Raw genomic sequence first — 19,815 nt, 5'->3', positions numbered from 1 at the left:
TCATTGCGAGATGCGAAGCGACGACTACGCAAACTCCAATATCAGCGCGTCCACCGCCAGCGTGGCGCCGGCCGCGGCGTGGATCTTCTTCACCGTGCCGTCGCGCTCGGCGCGCAGCACGTTCTGCATCTTCATCGCCTCGACCACGGCCAGCGTCTCGCCGGACTTGACCTCCTGGCCTTCGGTCACGGCGATCGACACCACGAGCCCCGGCATCGGGCACAGCAGCTTCTTGCCGGTGTCGGCAGCCGACTTCACCGGCATCAGCCGCGCGGCGGTGGCTTCGCTTTCGGTGAAGACGTTGACCGCAACATCAAAGCCCTGATGCGCCAGGCGGATGCCGTTCGGAATCGCCCTCACCTGCATCGCCGCGAAATGGCCGTCGATGGTGCCCTGCCAGACCGGCTCACCCGGCGTCCAGCTCGAGACCAGATTGTGCGGGTTGCCCGGCAGGCCGTCGGCGCCGATGAAGCGCACCGCGATGCCCTCGGCCTCGCGCGCCACGTCGAGCGCGATTTCCTCGCGGTCGAGCCACACCGCGCGGCGGCGTTCGCGCTGCACCAGCCGGCCGTTCATCTGGCCGGAAATCTGCCGCTTGCGTTCGCCCAGCACGTGGTCGATTGCAGCGCCCACCGCCGCCAGCCGTCGCGCCACCTCGCCTTCCGGCGGACGCGCGGAAAAGCCCTTTGGAAATTCCTCCGCGATGAAGCCGGTGGAGAGCTTGCCCTCGCGCCAGCGCGGATGGTTCATCAGCGCCGACAGGAACGCGATGTTGTGACGGATGCCGTCGACGTAGAACGCATCCAGCGCGGCGGACTGCGCTTCGATCGCGGCCGCCCGCGACGGCGCGTGCGTGACGAGCTTGGCGATCATCGGATCGTAATGGATCGAGATTTCGCCGCCTTCCTGCACGCCGGTGTCGTTGCGGATGGTGATGCCGTCATGGCTCGCCTCGGCGGGCGGCCGGTACTTCACCAGCCGGCCGATCGACGGCAGGAAGTTGCGGAACGGGTCCTCGGCATAGACACGCGATTCCACCGCCCAGCCGGTCAGCGTGACGTCCTTCTGCGCGATCGACAGTTTTTCGCCGGCGGCGACGCGGATCATCTGCTCGACGAGGTCGATGCCGGTGACGAGTTCGGTGACGGGATGTTCGACCTGCAGACGGGTGTTCATCTCCAGGAAATAGAAGCTCTTGTCCTGGCCGGCGACGAATTCGACCGTGCCGGCGGAATCGTAGTTCACGGCCTTCGCCAGCGACACCGCCTGCTCGCCCATCTTGCGGCGGGTGGTCTCGTCGAGCAGCGGCGACGGCGCCTCCTCGATGACCTTCTGGTTGCGGCGCTGGATCGAACATTCGCGCTCGCCGAGATAGATCACGTTGCCATGCTTGTCGCCCAGCACCTGGATTTCGATGTGGCGGGGATCGACGATGAACTTTTCGATGAAGACGCGGTCGTCGCCGAACGAGGATTTCGCTTCCGCCTTGGAGACGTTGAATCCTTCGGCGACCTCGGCTTTCGAATGCGCGATCCGCATGCCCTTGCCGCCGCCACCGGCGGAAGCCTTGATCATCACGGGATAGCCGATCTCGTCGGCGATCTTCACCGCGTGCTTTTCGTCCTCGATGACGCCGAGATGTCCCGGCACGGTCGAGACTTTTGCTTTCGCGGCGGCCTTCTTGGATTCGATCTTGTCGCCCATGGCGGCAATCGCGCCCGGATTGGGCCCGATGAAGACGATGCCGGCCTTGGCCAGCTCGCGCGGAAACGCCTCGCGCTCGGACAGGAAGCCGTAACCGGGATGCACGGCCTCGGCGCCGGTCTTGCGGCAGGCTTCCACGATCTTGTCGATCAGGAGATAGCTCTCGCTGGCCGCCGGCGGGCCGATCAGCACGGCATCATCGGCCATTTCGACATGGAGTGCGTCGCGGTCGGCCTCGGAATACACGGCCACCGTCTCGATCCCCATCCGGCGCGCAGTCTTGATGACCCGGCAGGCGATCTCGCCGCGATTTGCGATCAGAATTCTCTTGAACATGTTCTTCTTGCTTGAGCTTTGGGCAGGATCCTCACCCGCCATATGACATGTGCCAACGCGGGTAACAAACCCGTCGTACAGCAAAAATCGATGGAGGCAACGGTCTCGTAGCGCCGGATGGCGCCGGCCGCCGGCAATTCACCCCGAATAGGCCTTGAACCGGCCCCGCGCATAGGCGCGGGATACCGCTTTCATCAGCTCACTGACCTCGGATTCCAGATATTCATTGGCGACGATCAGCGCGCGGATGGTGGCCCTGGTATCACCCCCGCAGGCAGAAATCGCCTGATCCACCGCGGCTTCCAGCCCGTCGTCCTCTTCGGAGCTCGGCTGTGAAGAGGACGACATGGCAATATTTCCGTGTTGAGCAACGGCACTTATGTTCCTATTTTGTTCTCACAAAGTCAATGCGCCATTTGACCGACGCCGATTCCACACAGACGGTTTTCCCCAATCCGGTTCATGCGCGATTGGCGCCTTGGTTCAATCACTTCACCATATGCTAGAACGCGTTCTCAGTTGGAATTGATTTGAAATGAAACAGATGCGGTCACGATTTTTCCTGGTTGCGGCGTTGCTATCGATCGTCCTTCCGGCCGGCCCGGGTTCGGCCGCCACCGCCATCGTCCGCGATGGCGGCACGCTTCAGCTCGGCAATGTCACCTACCGGCTCGACGGCATCGACGCCCCGACCGTCGATCAACTCTGCATCGACCAGAATGCCGATAGCTGGACCTGCGGGATCGAGGCGCGCGACCAGCTGGTCAAACTGACCGGCGGCAAGCAGGTCCGTTGCGACGATCTCGGTCCCGATCCCGCAACCAGGAAGCGGCAGATCGGCCTCTGCAAGGTCGAGGGCGAAACCACAAGCCTCAGCCAGTTGCTGGTCCGCAGCGGCTTTGCCTTGAATGCCGATGCCGGCGGGCGCTTCAAGGCGGACGAGGCCCGCGCCAAGGACGACCGTCAGGGACTATGGAAAGGTTGCTTCGTCGCGCCGCGCGAGTTCCGCGTTGCGAAGAAGGATGGCGGCCTGCTCGGCGCCGCGTGCCGCGCCGATCGCGACCGCGAAATCCGCGAGGCCTTGTTCCCCGAGGAACTCGTGATGCCGGCGAGCTGCAACATCAAGGGCAAATTTGCCGTCCGCGCCCGGGTCACCGGGAACCTCGGCATCTATCATCTGCAGGCATGCCGCTCCTATCCGGGCCTGACCCATCCGGACCGCTGGTTTTGTTCCGAGGATGATGCACAGGCCGCCGGGTTCCGCCGGGCTTACAATTGCCGCTCACCCGCCAAGGGCAAATGAGCAAATGAAGCTGGCAAAGCCGCCGCTTCCTGTGTGAAACTGCGGGCAGAGGTTGCCGGGCCGAATGACCACTTCCGACGATTTGAACATCGTGCCCGAAATTGCCGCGGACGAACGCTTGCGGCAACATCTGCAGGAAATCGAAAGCGAGCGCGATCGCGCCCATCGCGCCCTGCAGGAACGCGAAGCCGAGCTGGTGCGGATCCAGCGCATCGCCGGCGTCGGCGGCGTCGAGGTCGACTTTCGTGAGGGCTTCAAGAACAGCCGCTCGCCGGAATATCTCATCATCCACGGCCTGCCGGCGGATGCCGCCAACGAATCCCACGAAGACTGGGTCAACCGTATTCATCCCGACGATCGCGAGCACACCGTCAGGCAATTTCTCGAGGCCATTGCCGGCCGCGACGAAGACTATGCCGCCACCTACCGCATCGTGCGACCGAGCGACGGCCAGACGCGCTGGATCGACGTCGTCGCCAAGATCGAACGCGACAGCAGCGGGCGCGCGTTGCGGCTGGTGGGCGCCCATATCGATTCCACCGACCGCATGCTGGCGCAGGAAAAGCTGCGCGAAAGCGAGCAGCGCTTCCGCCTCATCGCCGACAGCGCACCGGTGCCGATGTGGGTCACCAAGCTCGACCGCACCCGCTCCTTTGCAAACCAGGCCTATATCGACTTTCTCGGATTGCCGTTCGAGGAAGCCATCGCGTTCGATTGGCGCAAGCGGCTTCATCCGGAGGACCAGCAGCGGGTCGTGCAGGAGTCGATCGCCGGCGAGGCCTCGCTCAAGCCGTTCGTGCTGGAAGCGCGCTACCGCAACGCTTCGGGCGAATACCGCTGGCTGCGCTCGGAATCCCAGCCGCGCTGGGACCCGACCGGCAAGCATATCGGCTTCATCGGCGTCGCCCACGACATCACCGCGGCGAAGCAGGCCGAGCACGATCTGCGGCAGCTGAACGAGATCCTGGAATTGCGGATCACGGAGCGGACCGCGCAGCTGGAATCCAACGAGGCCCAGATGCGCGCCATCCTCGAGACCAGCCACCAGTATCAGGGCCTGCTCAACCTGCACGGCGACGTGCTGTTTGCCAACAAGACGGCGCTCGCCGGAATCCGCGCCGAGGCCGGCGCGGTTCTCGGCAAGCCGTTCTGGGAAACACCGTGGTTCTCTGGCACGGAAGGCACGGGCGACGCCGTCCGCGGCGCCTTCATCGCGGTGATGCGAGGTGAAGAAGTCCGGATCGATATGCGGCTGAGCCTGCCGATCGGCGAGCGCTATTTCGATTTCACGATGCGTCCGCTGCGCGACCAGCACGGCGCCATCGTCGGCGCCGTGCCGGATGCCGTCGATGTCACCGAGCGCCGCCAGAGCGAGGAAGCCTTGCGGCAGTCGCAGAAGATGGAAGCGGTCGGGCAATTGACCGGCGGCGTGGCGCACGATTTCAACAACCTGTTGACCATCATCCGCTCCGCGACCGACTTCCTGCGCCGTCGCGAACTGCCGGAGGAACGCCGGCGGCGCTACATCGACGCCATTTCCGAAACCGTGGAGCGCGCCTCCAAGCTGACCGGGCAACTGCTGGCATTCGCCCGCAGGCAGCCGCTGAAGCCGCAGATATTCAATGTCGGCACGCAGGTGGAGGCCGTCGTCCAGATGGTCCGTCCCCTCGTCGGCGCCCGTATCCGGATCGAGGTCGAGATATCGGACAACGATTGCTTTGCGATTGCCGACATCGCCCAGTTCGAGACCGCGCTGATCAACCTCGCGGTCAACAGCCGCGACGCCATGGAGGGAGAAGGCCGGCTGACCATCGGCGTGCGCAAGGCGGGAAGCATTCCTCCGTTGCGGGCGCATCCCGCCCGCAACGGCGATTTCGTCGCCATCACCGTGACCGACACCGGCCCCGGCATCGCCCCTGCCCTGCTGGAGACGATCTTCGAACCGTTCTTCACCACCAAGGAAGTCGGCAAGGGCACCGGCCTCGGGCTCAGCCAGGCGTTCGGCTTTGCCAAGCAGTCCAACGGCGACATCGCGGTCGCGAGCGAGCCCGGCCGGGGCGCGACGTTCACGATCTACCTGCCGCAGGCCGCGGTGCCGGCCGATGCGGTCAACGATGCCGCGATCGCCAGCGAACCCGCGACGCGCGGCCGGGGCTTCCGCGTGCTCGTCGTCGAGGACAATGACGACGTCGGACAGTTTTCCACCGAGTTGTTGGAAGATCTCGGCTACACCGTCCGCCGCGTCGCCACCGCGGACGCCGCGCTCGCCATCCTTGCCGAAAACGAATTTTCCGCCGACCTGGTGTTTTCCGACGTCATCATGCCCGGCATGAACGGCGTCGAACTCGCCGGCATCGTGCGCGAGCGCTATCCCGGCCTGCCCGTGCTGCTGACCAGCGGCTACAGCAACGTGTTGGCGGAGAACGCCCACCGCGGGTTCGAGCTGATCCAAAAACCCTATTCGGTGGAATTGCTGTCGCGCAGTCTGAGGAAGGCGATCTCCGAGGGCCGCCGCTGAGGCGGGACGGGATCAGACGAGGCGCGGGAACTGCATAGTCGCCGCAATTATCGTGTCTCACTCGAGGGGTGCAGTCCAGCACTGTCACCGTAATTCGACACTACGACGCCCATCTCTTCTTCCTACATCCTATACCGATTTAGTAACGCACAAACTTGCTCAACCACAAAGGTTCCGAACACGGCAAGCGTTGCACTATCAAGCGCAACGGCAAGGTTGCCCGCAAAGGCCCCCTTAATCCGCCACGCGATGTTATCCGAGGCCGGGTCGTAGCTTGTGACTACGCCCAGATACAACAAGCTGGTCATCAACCCAATGATGAACACGCAACCTATTACCTTGGCAAAACTCATCTCGTTGACGACAAGGGATTGAGTGCTCAGTTGCCAGACGCGCCAGAACGTATAACTGGATATGACTATCCATCCGCCTCTCGATTTGGGCCGCAAGTTGAATGATGTCAACGCTCATCTCAATCTCCCAGTCTAGACTCGCAGCGATCGACGCATAAGGATCATTTGAAATAAGAGAGCGTTCGCGCCAACGCTTCCAGCCAAACTACCAATGGCTAAGGGGTGCATCAAACCAAGTTCAAGCGTACGAAAAAGCAATGCGATGAGCGTGAGAGAAAGCAATCCCCATAACACCATGGCAACAGGAACCACGTATCGGCCCATGAACGCATGAAGTGACCCTTGAGCGCTGACAAATTCACGGGCGCGTCGAACAAGATGGCTATTTGCCATCCAAGTCAACGACGCCAGGAAAGTGAGCACGAACGTGACTATGTTGGATATTGCCAGCGCGCGAGGGAGCACCGACAAAAAGGGCTCGGGAAGTGACTGATAAAGGCCGCCGGCAACCAACAACATATAAACGAGGCATAGAACCAGAACGAGATTAGCCGCGTAAGCAGCAATGATCGCCTCAAGCTGAGTGATTTGGTCGTTGGCGTGAGCAATTCTCGCTCCGAAGAGGAAGCGGTTGAGCGATCGACTAAATCTGAAAATCTTTCGTCGCAAGTTCGCAACTCCACATCAGCACCTTCGTCAACATTGCACTCTTCAGATCAACAAGACGCTCCGTTACATTCAATCGCTCGTTCAGTCGCCTCGCGACTGAATAAAACAAAATGGCCCGAGATTACGGTGACAGAATTACGGTGACAGTGCACTTAACTCTCCTCCCCGGCCCGCGGCTTCGGTCCGCGCTTGGCCGGCTTGAGAACCCGCCTCGTCTTGCGCTCGAGCCCATCGAGGAATCGACGGCTGCCGATCGGACGGCCGATCGTCTCGGCGCGGCGTAGTCGCGTGATCGCCTCGTCATCGGCCTGCTCGGACAGGAACGCCGCGAAATCCGGGTAGCGCTCGCGCACCGGCGCCAGCGTCGTGACGCCGTCGCGCCCGCCGCCGAGATGCGCCCGCACGCTGGACCAGCGCCAGTCCCGCGCGCGGCCGACCAGGCGCGCCCGCACCGGGTTGAGCGACACGTAGCGCAACGCCGCGGCGAGGTGCTCCCCGTCCATCGCCACGCAGCCGAAGCGCCCCTGCCAGAAATGCCCGGTCCGCTTGCGCCGCGCATGGATGATGCCGGCATAGCGGCGGTGCACCGGCGCCAGCGCACGGCGCAATCCGTCCGCATCCGACGGCACCAGGATCAAATGGACGTGGTTCGGCATCAGGCACCAGGCCCACACCTCGACATCGGCCGCGCGGCACGCCTCGGCCAGCAGGTCGCGATAGCACGCAAAATCGTCATCGCCGAAAAACGTCCGCGCCCCGCCATTGCCACGCTGCGTCACGTGGTGCGGCAGGCCGGGAATAACAACGCGGGCGAGACGAGCCATGCCGCAACATGCCGCACGGGAAACGGGAAGTCAATTTAGTGCACTGTCACCGTAAACCCGCTGGCCGTTCTTTCGAGCCCTGACGGCGAGCCGCCATTCATCAAAAGTTAGGCCCGCTTCATTTTTGTTGAACCACTCGTCCTGCAGACGAGTTCGCTCGTCCTGGTTTTTTGGTTTCAGCATCTCGAAATGATGGATCCGATCGGCCTCTTCGATTAGCCCCCCTCCGATGGTGGCGTAATCGATATCTTCCGGCACCGAAAACACAGCGGCAGCCTGTTTTCGGTTCTCTTGCACAATCGACGCTTCGGAAAACCCAATCTCATTGTAAATTTCGCAGATTTTCACCCAGAAGGCGGGAACCTCTTGCTGCAGATACGACATGAATATGTGAATCTGCTCAATCGTCCACTCGGCATGTCCGTTTACACACAGCGCTTGACGACTAGCCTGCATTTCCCTGACGTAAGCCCAATATTGCTCTAAACGGATCAGCCGATTCTGAGGTTGCCACATGCGAAAGCGAAAGGTGCGCTCATTAGCAAAGCGGAAGTCAATGACTCCCACTCGATAGTGTTTGGTATGAAGTCCCGGCACAACTTGCTCCAGGTGAGCCACGATATGATCGTTCATCGCGTTGGTGATGAAGCCACGCTCGCTCTCAGAGTCAAAATAAGCGCTCCACTGCTCCGGAAAACGATCTTGATACGAGGCAATAGAGAGCTCTTCCTGAGACCACTCCTTAAGTCCCATTCCTCGGCCTGGAATCGTGGACCTTACCTTGAACGGCGGTGGCTTGCCCTCATTAGTCATGATCGGACTCCGAGATGTAGGTCTCCCTTTATTTGACCGACAAACGTTGGGTCGTAATCCTTAATGCCGTCCACCCAGTTGTTATAAGCTCCGGTAATTGTGTCCAAAGGCTCAAGCACTGACATGACGGCCTTCCTTTTCTTATCTCTGGAGCTTACGCAAAATCGAAGCGATTGCGATGTCGACAAGCACGAAGAAGAAGGCAAGCAGGGCAAGTGCGAGGCTGACGCTGCGGTACACTGACCACGATCCTATGAGGTCCAGCGCACTGATCGCATAGGCGAGAAGTACAATTATTGCGCCTGCTACTCCTCCAACTACTATTGTCACTGTGGATTGGTTGAGTGTCAGCATTAAATTGCGCTGGCGTATTAGCCACGCAATCCGGGCGATATGTCCTGCCAGCAAGCCGGCTAATGTCACAGTCAGCGCAAAACTTGGCCCGCTGAAAAGAAGAAAGGCCACACTCCAAACTAAAATTCCGAGGAGGCCATCGACGATCCACATTCGAACGATTTGCGGTCGGTTTAGCAAACAGAAATCACTGAAGCTGACTGCGCGCGTCCAAAAAACTCCACTCTCGACTTCGTGGCTCTCTCGCCACGACCACGAGATTGCTCCGCTGTCGGCTCCACCTTCCGCGCGGATCGCTGACCTCAACTCGCCCGTGGTCGCCGACCAGCGAAGATTCTTGCTCCACAGGATGATGATCGCTGCGAAAAATCCAAGAACCAGCCCCATGCCGGGCACGACAACCAACGGCCGGACTTCCGCGGTAGCAAAGGGCAACATAACCAAAAGAGGTGCGCCCGCTGCACAAATCGCCACGACAAGAGCATAGGGCAAGCGGCCGACAAATCTTGTCATGCGAGCTCAATCCCGAACATTTCTATCCGGGAACACGCACCGGAAGACAATTCAGCCGAACAGTGATTTGGAAGCTTCAAAGCATCGATGAAGGAAGTCCAACGCTGCGCTTCGCACCGCCGACTGGCTGCGAGCAGGCGTTTTCTCGCCGGCTGCACATACACGCTTTCACCCAACCCTGGACTAAGCGAGAGGCGTTAGGGCTACGTTCGGATCGAATTGGAATTGAACTCGAACCCGTTGTTTTGACACGATTTCTACTTCACTTGAAGGCGCTGCATCCTACTTTGCATGGGGTTGTTTTGCAGATTTTGTGTTCTGGCCCCGCGCAACGCCCTCCACTCACGCCGCGTCCTCGACACCCGCCTTCGCCACCAGCAGCTTCCGAATCTCCTGTGCCGGCCTTGCCGCGCCGAACAGAAAACCCTGCATCCGGGTGCAGCCGAGAGTCTGCACCGTCTCGCGCTGCTGCAGCGTCTCGACGCCTTCGGCGGTGGTGAGCATGTTGCGGTCGGCGGCGATGCTGACCACCGCGCGGATGATCGAGGCCGATGACTCGTTGCGCGTCACTTCCCTGACGAAGGAGCGGTCGATCTCGATCGTTGTCGAACGGAAGGCGCTGCAGGCGCCTGCTGTAGGGAGCACACTCCAAACTGGCGTCAGCAAATTGAGTTATCGGCAGGTTAACGCCGCAGCGGCATCAGGCGGTTTGGGCTTCCGCCAGTTCTGCGTCCGCTTCCGTTACTGCTTCCTTGAGGCTGCATTCGATCAGCGAGCCGCCGATCGAAAATTCGGTGAACAATGACCCGTCGGTTGTGACCTTGAGCGGCGCGAAGAACTGCGCGTCGCCGGGGCTCTTCAGAAAGAAGCGGATGTGGCTGGCGGTCATGGTATCCCGCGACAGCCATACGATGCCGGAGAACAGCGCCACCATCATCTGGGCGTACTGGTCCGCGTTCGCGATCCCCAGTTCATAGATCGGTGACACCACGATGAAGCGGGCGCGCAGGATGGGATTGGGAAACTTGCTCATCATCAGGCGGCTGACCTGGCAGGCCGCATGGACCTGCTCGCCATCGGACAGGCAGTAGAGGTTGGGGCTGTTGCCGTCCTTGGTCATGGCGTCATAGGCGGAATAGCTTCCCGTCGTAAACGTCGAGAAGTCCTCGCCGACGCTTTCGGCATCTTTCTTCCACTGGCCCTTGATCGACCGCCAGGATCTCTCCGGCTCTTTCATTGGCAGAAGGCGCATGACTAACCAGGCGTTAAAAGCGGAAATCGTGCCGGTATTTTACGGTCAGCGGCTAAACGTTTGCTTACGCTGGCGGGTGCCGACGCATATATTTGTTCTACCTGGTAGAACTACGACCCCATGGCAAATAACCACTACCCTGACGCACGTTTCGCGGCGGCGCTTCCTTTGAGCGACCGGACATAGGTAACAGATCAGACCGACGAATTGGCGATCTTGCACGTCGCTCCGCAAGCAGATGCGACAGCGCTTGCCATCGGGACGGCAGCGCCGCCGGTCGGCTTCGGATTTACGCCGGCGGCCTTCGCCATCTTCGGCAAGGCTTTCAGGATCTGCTTTTCGGCGTAGCCGATGTCCTTGAGCGGATCCAGAAACGTTCGTTGAGATCTTTGTCAGCCGTGGTGTCCTCCATTGAGGCCGCCGCTTGCGCGGTGGTACCTAATCGCGCCCCAGCCGCCCGTCGGCGCGCGGGCCACTTGCAAACTGCGCATCGTAAGGTGGAAATCATCGTTCACGCTGCCTGCGTCCATTGCGATGGATGGGATAATGATCTGCGATTGCCAACTGAAGTAACGTAAACTCAGGCGTGATGAATTCGGGTTATCGTGCTGAAAAAGCGGGCTGTTGCGATACGCAATTCGGCCATCATTTGCCTTTTAGCCTTGCTCAATTATTGCCGAAAATAAAATTGCTGAGGGGGATTTCATGCGCGCGATTTCTGCCGTTGCCGTTTGCTTGTTGTGGGCTCTTTTCGCAAGCGCCGCCGGTGCGCAGCAGCGCTCCCCGGCTCAAACCAACGAGCTCCCCGAGCGGGACCTTCTCAATGCCGGTACCGTCACGGTGATCACGGCGCCGATCGGCGGCCCGATGTCGATCATGGGCTCGGACATGGCCTCGGTACTCGACGACGCCGACAAGCTCCGGGTACTGCCAATCCTCGGCAAGGGCTCAGTCCAGAATCTCGTCGATATCCTGCGCCTGAAGAATATCGATATGGGCTTCGTCACCACCGACGCGCTGGAGTTCGCCAAGACCGAATACAACATTCCCGACATACCGAAGCGCGTCCGGTACATCACCCGTCTGTTCCACAACGATATCCACATCGTGGCGCGGAAGGAGATCCGGAGCCTGCAGGATCTGCAGGGAAAGAAGGTTTTTGCCGAACGGAGCATCGGCTTGCCGGCGGCCCGCCTCATCTTCCGCCGCATGGGCATCGAGGCGGACATCGATGCCCAAACCGATCCTGACGGCGGCCTGCAAAAGCTGCTTAGCGGCGAGCGGGACGCGTGGGTCGCGAGCGTTTCGAAGGGCGCTCCAGTCATCAAGAACATCAAGAATGATGCAGGGAAATTCCATCTGCTGGAGATCCCCTACGCGAAGGCGCTGCAGGATATCTATCTGCCCTCGTCCTTCTCGTCCGAGGAGTACCCCAACCTCGTGTCAAAGGACACCAAGGTCTATGCCCTAGCCGTTCCAACCGTGCTGATGGTGTACAACTGGCCCGCCGATAGCGAACGCTACCGGAGGGTATCGCGCTTCGTCGATGCGTTGTTCGGCAAGATCGGCCAATTGCAGCAGCCTCCACGTCATCCGAAATGGAAAGACACCGGAATATCGATCAACGTCGTCGGACTGGAGCGTTTCAAGCCCGCTCAGGACTGGCTCGACAAAGCCCAGCCGGCAGCGGCAGCAACGCAACTGGCGCCGACCGCGACAACGGCCGAGGAATTCCGCGCCTTCCTCGCCCAGAAAAACGGTGGCGTAAACGCTTCACCGCAAGAGACATCCAAGGCTTACAACGACTTTCTGCGATGGCGCGCTCAACAGAGATAGAAGCATTCGCAACGGGAAGGATCGCCAGTTCGCGGACCGCACCATCAAGGCGCTGCTGGAACAGGATGACGTCAGCGGCCTCTTCGTCGAAGACGGCGGGGAAATAATCCGCCGCACGCATTTATCCGATCTGCCATAGCCCCTTATGAATGTCGAACTTCACGAGGCCTTCCTCGCGCATCTTCAGAAGCAGTGATTGGCAGGCTTCCTCATTCGGTAAATTGGCGCGCCGCATGAGCTGGTAGGCCTTCTGCGGCTTCTCGCGCAGCGCATTCAGGATATTCTCGCGATCTTTCAGCATAACTGGTCCTGCATTCCAAAACTGGCGTTTATCGAGAGCTGCGAGGCCACGGCGAGTTTGCGCCGGCAATCCTCAAGGCTTCCCGTTGCGAGCGTGTGGCGCTCCTTCTTGGCGACAATACGCCGGATTGCGGGATCAAGGTCAATCGCCCGCCTGCTCTATTTCGGAATCGGTAAAAAGGCCTGTCGAGGCTGCAGCGGCTTCCGCGAGAAAGCGCGCAACACAGCGCACAGACTCCAACTCTGATTCAACAGAACCAGAAAGGCGCTACTGCTCTTCCTCAGCTTTTTGAGAGATTTTCGAGCTGTGCGCGGTGGCGGGCTGCGTGTTGCGGACTGCCTCGGCAAGCATCATGCGCAACTCATCCTTCGTCATCGGAGGTTGTCGCGTCGTCGACGATTTCCATTGTGCCATCACGTTTATATGGGGACGCTGGAGCAGGAATGAAACCCCTGAACGAAAGGAACTTCGCTCCGGGGATTTGCGCGACTGACCTCCAGTTGCGAAGGTTCGCTCCAGGCATCCTGCGAACCTGAAAAAAAACGGCGGAGCCACGCCCCGCCGTTTTTCGAAACCGATTGATCGCCGGACGAATTTACAGCATTCCCATATCCATCATGCCCGGCAGCTGCGCGAGCGGCAGCGCGGCGGCGCCGACCAGCGTGGCGACCAGCGCCGTGAGGCGATGGTTGACGCGGCGCTTGCCGCGCATCTGGGCAGCGAGCCATTCCAGCACCTTGGTGTCGATGTTGGCGGCCTTTGTCGGCGCCCAGCTCTCGATGTCGGTGTCGGGCGACAGCGCAACCGTGCGCGGCGGCACCGGCAGACCGGATTCGGACGCCGCATGATGGGCAACCGCCTTGGCCAGGAGATCGTCGAAACGTCCGTCGTCGGTGCGCTCGGCAGCAGCGTCGTTGATTTCAAACAGCGCCTCGACTTCAGCGCGGCTCACCGGCTGATGCTCGACCGCGCTCACCGTCAGGATGCGCGCGCACCAGGCGGCGTCATCGGCATCGAGCGCGCGGGAGAAATGGATACGGCCCCTGGTTGTGGGCCCCTCGCCGGTGATCACGCCGTCGCGCACGATGGTGAGCGCATGGGCTGCGGTCTGCCGGCAGGACGGTTGCGGAACGTCTAATGTTTCAGCAGATGGTTCAGTAGTCGAGGCAGGCATTGTGGCACTTCTCAATTTCTATTCCAGTCCAGCATTTCCACACCCGGAATGAACGAGCGGTTAACGAATCGAAACTGTCATTCCGAGATATTTAGACCGTTGCCAAATGGTCGCTGTGACATCGGTCACGGTTCAGATTGCAACCCCGCGAAGGCGGGAGGAGGAACATACAAGTCTATGTCATGGCAACCCCGGACATTTGCGGCGATGGGTTCCTTTCACGGCAGACGCGCTGATGCAAATATGATGCTAGGACACTGGGGCTGGAGAGAAGAATCTCACAATTTACGTGAACAGGTTCCTTTAGCTACCGCCGGAGACTACATTGGCTGCAACGAATTCCCTTTTAGCTAGAATATGATGAGGTGAGATCATGGCACTCCAGATTGGCGCCACCGCCCCCGATTTCGAAGCCCAGACCACCGAGGGCAAGATCAAATTCCACGACTGGATCGGCAACAGCTGGGCGTTGCTGTTCTCGCACCCGAAAGACTTCACGCCGGTGTGTACGACCGAGCTCGGCGCTCTCGCAAAGTTGAAGCCGGAATTCGACAAGCGCGGCGTCAAGCTGATGGGCTTGAGCGTCGATCCCGTCGACAGGCATGCGAAATGGTCGGAGGACATCAAGGAGACACAAGGCGCCGCGCCGAACTATCCGATGATCGGCGACACCGATTTCAACGTCTCCAAGCTCTATGACATGCTGCCCGCCTCAACCTCGGGCGATGTTGCCACGCGTACGGCGGCCGACAACATGACCGTGCGCAACGTCTTCGTCATCGGGCCGGACAAGAAGATCAAGCTGGTGCTGGTCTATCCGATGACCACGGGCCGCAATTTTGCTGAAATTCTGCGCGTGATCGACTCGCTGCAGATGACCGCCAAGCACCGCGTCGCGACGCCGGCCGACTGGAAGCAGGGCGAGGACGTCATCATCGCGGGCTCGGTCAGCGACGACGAAGCCAAGACGATCTATCCGGCCGGATGGAAATCGCCGAAGCCGTACATCCGGATCGTGCCGCAGCCGAAGTGACGACGGAACGCTCATCCCGAGCTTCGTAGCGTGGAGAAAGCGTAGCGCGCCCCATCAGGGGGCGGCGCAAGTAGTGGTGGGCACGCCATGCTCTGCCCACAGTACGGCGCCGTCATGTTGCGCTACCCCTTCGCTCCCATCCAATTCGCCACGAGAAGCCCGGCGGTCGACGACACCGCCGTCACGAACGAGCCCCAGGCGATATCGACCACGACCACCGTCCAGCTCCAATCCTTGAGCATCGACATCGAGGTGAGCTCGAAGGTCGCATAGCAGAACAGGCCGAACAGGGCGCCATAGAGCAGCGTCGTCTGCCAGGTCGCGCCTGCGGCTCCGCTGACGAAGATCACAGTGCCGCTGACATAGAGCAGGTAGAACAGGACTGCTGGTGCGAGCTTTATCTCGCCCAGGTGATGGCCGATCTGCGACGTAAAGAGCCCCTTGGCCACGAAACCGAGGAACAGCAAATCGATCGGGACGATAACGAGCAGCGTTACCAGGTAAAGTACGACGTATCGGTTCACGATGGCCTCCAGCCCGGAAAACGAGGGCAATCATACAAAGCAATTACGTATGTAGAGGCTTACGGTTTCACGGGCAGCGGGTTCCGCCGCCCGTGGCTGTTCGCTCAGGCGGCGCGAACGCGGTCGAGGAACTTTTCGACCTCGCCCTTCAACTGCAGGCTTTCGCTCGACAGATGCTGCGCGGAAGCAAACATCCGGCTCGAGGTCTCACCGGTTTCGTCGGCGCCCTGCGCGGCGTTGCGGATGTTGGCCGCAACGTCAGCCGTGCCGCTGGCCGCCGCGCGAACGCTCTGGGCGATGTTCTGGGTAGCGCCGCGCTGCTGGTCGACCGCCGAGGATATCGAGTTGGCGATATCGCTGATGCGTTCGATGGTCTGGCCGATCGCCTTGATGGCGCTGACCGACTCTTCGGTCGCAAGCTGCATGTTGCCGATCTGGCTGGAGATCTCCTCAGTAGCCTTCGCGGTCTGGCCGGCGAGGCTCTTGACCTCCTGCGCCACCACGGCAAAGCCGCGGCCGGCATCGCCTGCCCGCGCCGCCTCGATGGTGGCGTTAAGCGCCAGCAGGTTAGTCTGCTCGGCGATTGAGGTGATCAGTTTCACCACGTCGCCGATGCGGGAGCCCGCTTCCGACAATTCGTTGATGCGCTGATCGGTGGCGGCGGCCTGCTTGACGGCGTCGGCCGCAATCCCGTTCGATTCCTGGACACGGCGGGTGATTTCGGCGATCGAACTGGAGAGTTCGTCGGAGGCGGCTGCGGCGGTGCGGACATGTTCGGAGGCGGTCTCGGACGCGCTTGCCGACGTGCCGGAGAGGCTGGCGGTGGTCCGCGCAGTCTCGGTCAATTGTTGCGCGACGCGCTCGAATTCACCGGAGGAAGTCAGCACCTTGTTGAGGATGCTGCCCACGCTGGTCTGGAACTCGTCAACGAAACCGCGCAGCTCGGATTTGCGCTGTTCGACGGCAGCGGCAGCAGCCGCGGTCTGCTCCTCGCGCATCCGGCGGCGTTCGGCCGAATTGTTCTTGAATACCGCAAGCGTACGCGCAATCTCGCCGATCTCGTCCATGCGATCCTCGCAATCGATCGAAACATCGGCCTTGCCGTCGGCAATCGCGGTCAGCGAGGCCGTGACCGAAGTCAGCGGCTTGGTCACTCGTCGCACGATCAGCGTGGTCAGCAGCATGACGAGCAGCGCGGCAATGCCAGCCGCGATCGCCATGTTCTGGATCGCGTGCGACAGCATGGTCTCGTAGTGCGCCATCGGGATTCCGACATAGAGGATACCGATGACCTTGCCGGCCGAATTCATGACCGGGTAATACGCCGTCATGAACGTCTTGCCGAACAGCGTCGCCGGACCCTTGTAGGCCTCGCCGCGCCGCAGAGGCGCCTGGCCGGGATGATCGGCCGCGAGTTGAGTGCCGACGGCGCGGTCGCCGTTTTCCTTCTTGACGTTGGTGCTGCGGCGAACGAACTGGTTGGAGGCCTCATCATGGACGAACAGCGTCGCGTTGCCGCCGGTATAGCCTACCGCGCGGTCGACGATCGCATGGTCCTTGAATTCCGGCATCTTCGGAAGTTCAGCGCGGACGACGGCCCCGTCCTTGATCGTGATCTTGGCGTCGCCGTAAGTTTCGGCAAACGCCAGGCCAAGCGTGCGCAAATTGACTTCGATGTCCCGCAGCGCCCGATCGCCGAATTCCGACGTGAGCGACCAATGCGCGGCTCCTACAACCAGAGCGGTATTTACGGCGATCAAGAATATCGCACAGATGACGGTCTTGGTCCCAAGCCGAAGATTGAGTTTCGGCAGGAACTTTCCAATCGATAGCGTGCCCATAACGAAAAATCCCCCAAAATTGGGCCCAATCTGATCTTTTTTGCTTACGATCGCATTAATGGGCACAACCCTTGACAAAGGCTTGGAAATTCAATGGAACCTATGCGCGCATGACCGCCCTCGTCTGGTACCGCGACGACCTTCGCATCTCCGATCACCTGGCGCTGTCCGCAGCCGTCAAATCACACTCGAAAGTTGCATTTATTTACGTGCTCGACGACAAGGCGCCGGGCATTCGGCCGCCGGGCGGCGCGGCGCGATGGTGGCTGGCGCGGTCGTTGCGCGCCTTGCAGGCGAGCCTGCGTGAACGGGGCGCATCGCTGGTATTGCGCAAGGGATCGGCGCCCGCCGTCATCGCCGCGCTTGCCCGCGAGATCGGCGCCGAGGCCGTCTACTGGAACGAGATCGCCCAGGCGCCGCACCGCGCTGTGGAAGATCAGGTGGCGACCGCGCTGACCGAGACCGGCATCGCCGTTCACCGCTTCTCCGGCGACCTGCTGGCTTCGCCGGGCGAGATCCGCAACAAGGAGAACCGGGGCTTGCGCGTGTTCACGCCGTTCTGGCGGCGGGTGCAGGCGCTGGGCGATCCGCCAAAGCCGCTGCCTGCGCCGAAGACGCTGCAGGACGTGACGGACATCGCCGGCGACAGGCTCGAGGACTGGGACCTCGAACCCACCCGGCCGGATTGGGCCGGCGGCCTTCGCGACACCTGGGAGCCGGGCGAGGCCTCTGCACAAGCCAGTCTCAAGGCGTTCCTCGATGGCGCGATCGCCGGATATTCCAGCGACCGCGACCGGCCCGACCGCGACGGCACCTCGCGACTTTCGCCGCATCTTCGTTTCGGTGAAATCAGCCCGCGCCAGATCTGGCATGCGGCGCGCTTCGCTGCGGCCGAACACCCTCGCCTATCCAGCGACATCGAAAAGTTTCTCAGCGAACTCGGCTGGCGCGAGTTCTGCCGCCACCTGTTGTTCGACATCCCCGATCTCGCGACGCGCAATCTTCAACCTCATTTCGACGGCTTTCCCTGGAAGCAGGACGCGAAGGGGTTGAAGGCATGGCAGCTTGGGCAGACCGGCTATCCCATTGTCGATGCCGGCATGCGCGAGCTCTGGCACACCGGGGTGATGCACAACCGCGTACGGATGGTGGTAGCGTCGTTCCTGGTCAAGCATCTGCTGATCGACTGGCGCGAAGGCGAGCAATGGTTCTGGGATACGCTCGTCGATGCCGATGCCGGGAGCAATCCGGCGAACTGGCAATGGGTGGCGGGCTCGGGCGCCGACGCCGCGCCCTACTTCCGCATCTTCAATCCGATCTTGCAGAGCGAGAAGTTCGACCCCGACGGGGTTTATGTCAGACGCTGGGTGCCGGAGCTGGCGGCTTTACCCGACAAGCTGATCCATCAGCCGTGGACGGCAACGCCGCTCGAACTGGGCAGCGCCGGCATCGAACTCGGAAAGACTTATCCGCATCCAATCATCGATCACAAGGCGGGCCGCGAACGCGCACTGGCCGCCTACGCCACGATCCGCGGAGGCTAGGCCCTTGCGCTGCGATTGACCAGCAGCACGGCGGCGGCGCATGCGATCATGCCCGTTATCGCGATGGCATCGAGCCGCTCGTCGAACAGCACGAAGGCCATCAGCGCCGTCACGGCCGGCACCAGATAGAACAGGCTCGCCACCGATGTCGCAGCCTGGTGCCGGATCAGCCAGTACAGCAGGCCGATCGAGCCGATCGACAGCACCACCGCGAGCCAAGCCAAGGCGAGAATGAATTCGGCGGTCCAGTGCACCACGCGCTGCTCGAACAGGAAGGCGCCGATCGCAAAGAACACGGTCACCGCGATGTATTGCACGAGATTGCCGCTGCGCCAGTCAATGCCGCCGCAATAGCGCCGCTGGTAGAGCGTGCCGAGCGTGATGCTGACCAGAGATACCGCCGATGCGATCCAGCCCCAGCCGGCCTCCCCGCCCATCGGGCGGTCGTGCAGGATCAACGCCACGCCGGCAAGCCCGATCAACAGCCCGCCCCATTGCACCGCGGTCACCCGCTCGCCGAGCCAGCGGTTGGCGATGGTGGACGTCAGGATCGGCTGCAGGCCCGGGATCAGCGCCGACAGGCCCGCAGGTATCGAGAGCGAGATCGCGATCGCGGTGCCGCCGAGATAGACGCCATGCACCAGAATGCCGGCAACGATGCTGTGCCCGATCTCGGCGCGGTTGGGCCAGACCGGCCGGACGACGGCGCAAATAACGGCCATCAGCACCACGACGAGGGCCATGCGGATCGCCAGATAGGTCAAGGGATCGGCATTGTTGATGACGTATTTGGTGCCGATGAAGCCGGTGCTCCACAGCAGCACGAAGATCGCCGGGGCCGTGCGGGCGGCGAATTTGTCAAAATCCTGTTTCATTTGCCGCCCCTGTTGCCCGATCATATGCTAAGCGGCAAGAACCGATCG

At 61.3% G+C, this 19,815-nt stretch carries 19 protein-coding genes and 1 pseudogene; 5 read left to right on the top strand and 15 right to left on the bottom strand.

Going from position 1 to position 19,815, the window contains the following annotated elements; all coding sequences use genetic code 11:
* Positions 1-24 precede the first annotated feature (24 nt).
* Both QUH67_RS14575 and QUH67_RS14570 read right to left on the bottom strand, forming a co-directional pair.
* A complete protein-coding gene (locus tag QUH67_RS14575) occupies positions 25-2,040 on the bottom strand; it encodes an acetyl-CoA carboxylase biotin carboxylase subunit (RefSeq protein WP_300947374.1) in 2,016 nt (671 codons plus the stop codon).
* A 138-nt stretch (positions 2,041-2,178) separates the two neighbouring features.
* A complete protein-coding gene (locus QUH67_RS14570) occupies positions 2,179-2,388 on the bottom strand; it encodes a hypothetical protein (protein WP_300947373.1) in 210 nt (69 codons plus the stop codon).
* Positions 2,389-2,584: 196 nt separating this feature from the next.
* On the opposite strand from QUH67_RS14570, the gene QUH67_RS14565 reads away from it, so the two are divergent.
* Positions 2,585-3,343 carry a thermonuclease family protein gene (locus QUH67_RS14565; protein WP_300947372.1) on the top strand — a complete coding sequence of 253 codons (759 nt, stop codon included), beginning with the start codon at positions 2,585-2,587 and terminating at the stop codon, positions 3,341-3,343.
* A 64-nt stretch (positions 3,344-3,407) separates the two neighbouring features.
* Positions 3,408-5,861: a PAS domain S-box protein gene (locus QUH67_RS14560; RefSeq protein ID WP_300947371.1), complete on the top strand. Its 2,454-nt coding sequence runs from the start codon at positions 3,408-3,410 to the stop codon at positions 5,859-5,861.
* A gap of 122 nt (positions 5,862-5,983) precedes the next feature.
* Here the strand turns inward: QUH67_RS14560 and QUH67_RS14555 are convergent, their stop codons facing one another.
* The 8 genes and pseudogenes from QUH67_RS14555 to QUH67_RS14520 all read right to left on the bottom strand — a co-directional run.
* The gene (locus QUH67_RS14555) at positions 5,984-6,325 is read right to left on the bottom strand and encodes a hypothetical protein (protein WP_300947370.1); all 342 of its coding nucleotides are present in this window, start codon (positions 6,323-6,325) and stop codon (positions 5,984-5,986) included.
* A gap of 21 nt (positions 6,326-6,346) precedes the next feature.
* Entirely contained in the window at positions 6,347-6,883 is a 537-nt protein-coding gene (locus QUH67_RS14550; RefSeq protein WP_300947369.1) for a hypothetical protein, read from the bottom strand.
* Positions 6,884-7,035: 152 nt separating this feature from the next.
* Complete coding sequence (locus QUH67_RS14545) at positions 7,036-7,707, bottom strand: transposase (RefSeq protein ID WP_300947368.1); 672 nt, start codon at positions 7,705-7,707, stop codon at positions 7,036-7,038.
* A 30-nt stretch (positions 7,708-7,737) separates the two neighbouring features.
* Complete coding sequence (locus QUH67_RS14540) at positions 7,738-8,520, bottom strand: hypothetical protein (protein WP_300947367.1); 783 nt, start codon at positions 8,518-8,520, stop codon at positions 7,738-7,740.
* Between the two features lie 141 nt (positions 8,521-8,661).
* Positions 8,662-9,387 (bottom strand): hypothetical protein, encoded by a 726-nt coding sequence (locus tag QUH67_RS14535; RefSeq protein WP_300947366.1) that lies wholly within the window; start codon positions 9,385-9,387, stop codon positions 8,662-8,664.
* Positions 9,388-9,729: 342 nt separating this feature from the next.
* Positions 9,730-10,032, bottom strand: coding sequence for an EAL domain-containing protein (locus QUH67_RS14530; RefSeq protein ID WP_300947365.1), 303 nt, complete (start codon positions 10,030-10,032; stop codon positions 9,730-9,732).
* 55 nt (positions 10,033-10,087) lie between these two features.
* Complete coding sequence (locus QUH67_RS14525; RefSeq protein WP_300947364.1) at positions 10,088-10,639, bottom strand: hypothetical protein; 552 nt, start codon at positions 10,637-10,639, stop codon at positions 10,088-10,090.
* Between the two features lie 296 nt (positions 10,640-10,935).
* Positions 10,936-11,051: pseudogene (locus QUH67_RS14520) on the bottom strand (DUF892 family protein); the annotation flags it as partial.
* A gap of 293 nt (positions 11,052-11,344) precedes the next feature.
* On the opposite strand from QUH67_RS14520, the gene QUH67_RS14515 reads away from it, so the two are divergent.
* A complete protein-coding gene (locus QUH67_RS14515) occupies positions 11,345-12,475 on the top strand; it encodes a TAXI family TRAP transporter solute-binding subunit (protein ID WP_300947363.1) in 1,131 nt (376 codons plus the stop codon).
* A 121-nt stretch (positions 12,476-12,596) separates the two neighbouring features.
* Here the strand turns inward: QUH67_RS14515 and QUH67_RS14510 are convergent, their stop codons facing one another.
* Together QUH67_RS14510 and QUH67_RS14505 are read right to left on the bottom strand one after the other, a co-directional pair.
* Complete coding sequence (locus QUH67_RS14510) at positions 12,597-12,776, bottom strand: hypothetical protein (protein ID WP_300947362.1); 180 nt, start codon at positions 12,774-12,776, stop codon at positions 12,597-12,599.
* A gap of 595 nt (positions 12,777-13,371) precedes the next feature.
* On the bottom strand, positions 13,372-13,950 hold the full coding sequence (locus tag QUH67_RS14505; protein ID WP_300947361.1) for a hypothetical protein: 579 nt from the start codon (positions 13,948-13,950) through the stop codon (positions 13,372-13,374).
* Between the two features lie 373 nt (positions 13,951-14,323).
* On the opposite strand from QUH67_RS14505, the gene QUH67_RS14500 reads away from it, so the two are divergent.
* The gene (locus QUH67_RS14500; protein ID WP_300947360.1) at positions 14,324-14,983 is read left to right on the top strand and encodes a peroxiredoxin; all 660 of its coding nucleotides are present in this window, start codon (positions 14,324-14,326) and stop codon (positions 14,981-14,983) included.
* A gap of 122 nt (positions 14,984-15,105) precedes the next feature.
* On the opposite strand, the gene QUH67_RS14495 is transcribed toward QUH67_RS14500, so the two are convergent.
* Together QUH67_RS14495 and QUH67_RS14490 are read right to left on the bottom strand one after the other, a co-directional pair.
* Positions 15,106-15,507 (bottom strand): DUF2177 family protein, encoded by a 402-nt coding sequence (locus QUH67_RS14495; protein ID WP_300947359.1) that lies wholly within the window; start codon positions 15,505-15,507, stop codon positions 15,106-15,108.
* 104 nt (positions 15,508-15,611) lie between these two features.
* The gene (locus QUH67_RS14490; RefSeq protein WP_300947358.1) at positions 15,612-17,348 is read right to left on the bottom strand and encodes a methyl-accepting chemotaxis protein; all 1,737 of its coding nucleotides are present in this window, start codon (positions 17,346-17,348) and stop codon (positions 15,612-15,614) included.
* 110 nt (positions 17,349-17,458) lie between these two features.
* Between QUH67_RS14490 and QUH67_RS14485 the strand changes: the two genes are divergently transcribed.
* A complete protein-coding gene (locus QUH67_RS14485; RefSeq protein ID WP_300947357.1) occupies positions 17,459-18,892 on the top strand; it encodes a cryptochrome/photolyase family protein in 1,434 nt (477 codons plus the stop codon).
* Here QUH67_RS14485 and QUH67_RS14480 read toward each other — a convergent pair.
* Positions 18,889-19,767: a DMT family transporter gene (locus QUH67_RS14480; protein ID WP_300947356.1), complete on the bottom strand. Its 879-nt coding sequence runs from the start codon at positions 19,765-19,767 to the stop codon at positions 18,889-18,891. The genes QUH67_RS14485 and QUH67_RS14480 overlap by 4 nt on opposite strands.
* Positions 19,768-19,815: the final 48 nt, after the last annotated feature.

Origin of the sequence: Bradyrhizobium roseum (assembly GCF_030413175.1) — a bacterium.
Taxonomy (GTDB): Bacteria; Pseudomonadota; Alphaproteobacteria; order Rhizobiales; family Xanthobacteraceae; genus Bradyrhizobium; species Bradyrhizobium roseum.
This window is presented reverse-complemented; position numbering and strand designations above follow the sequence as displayed.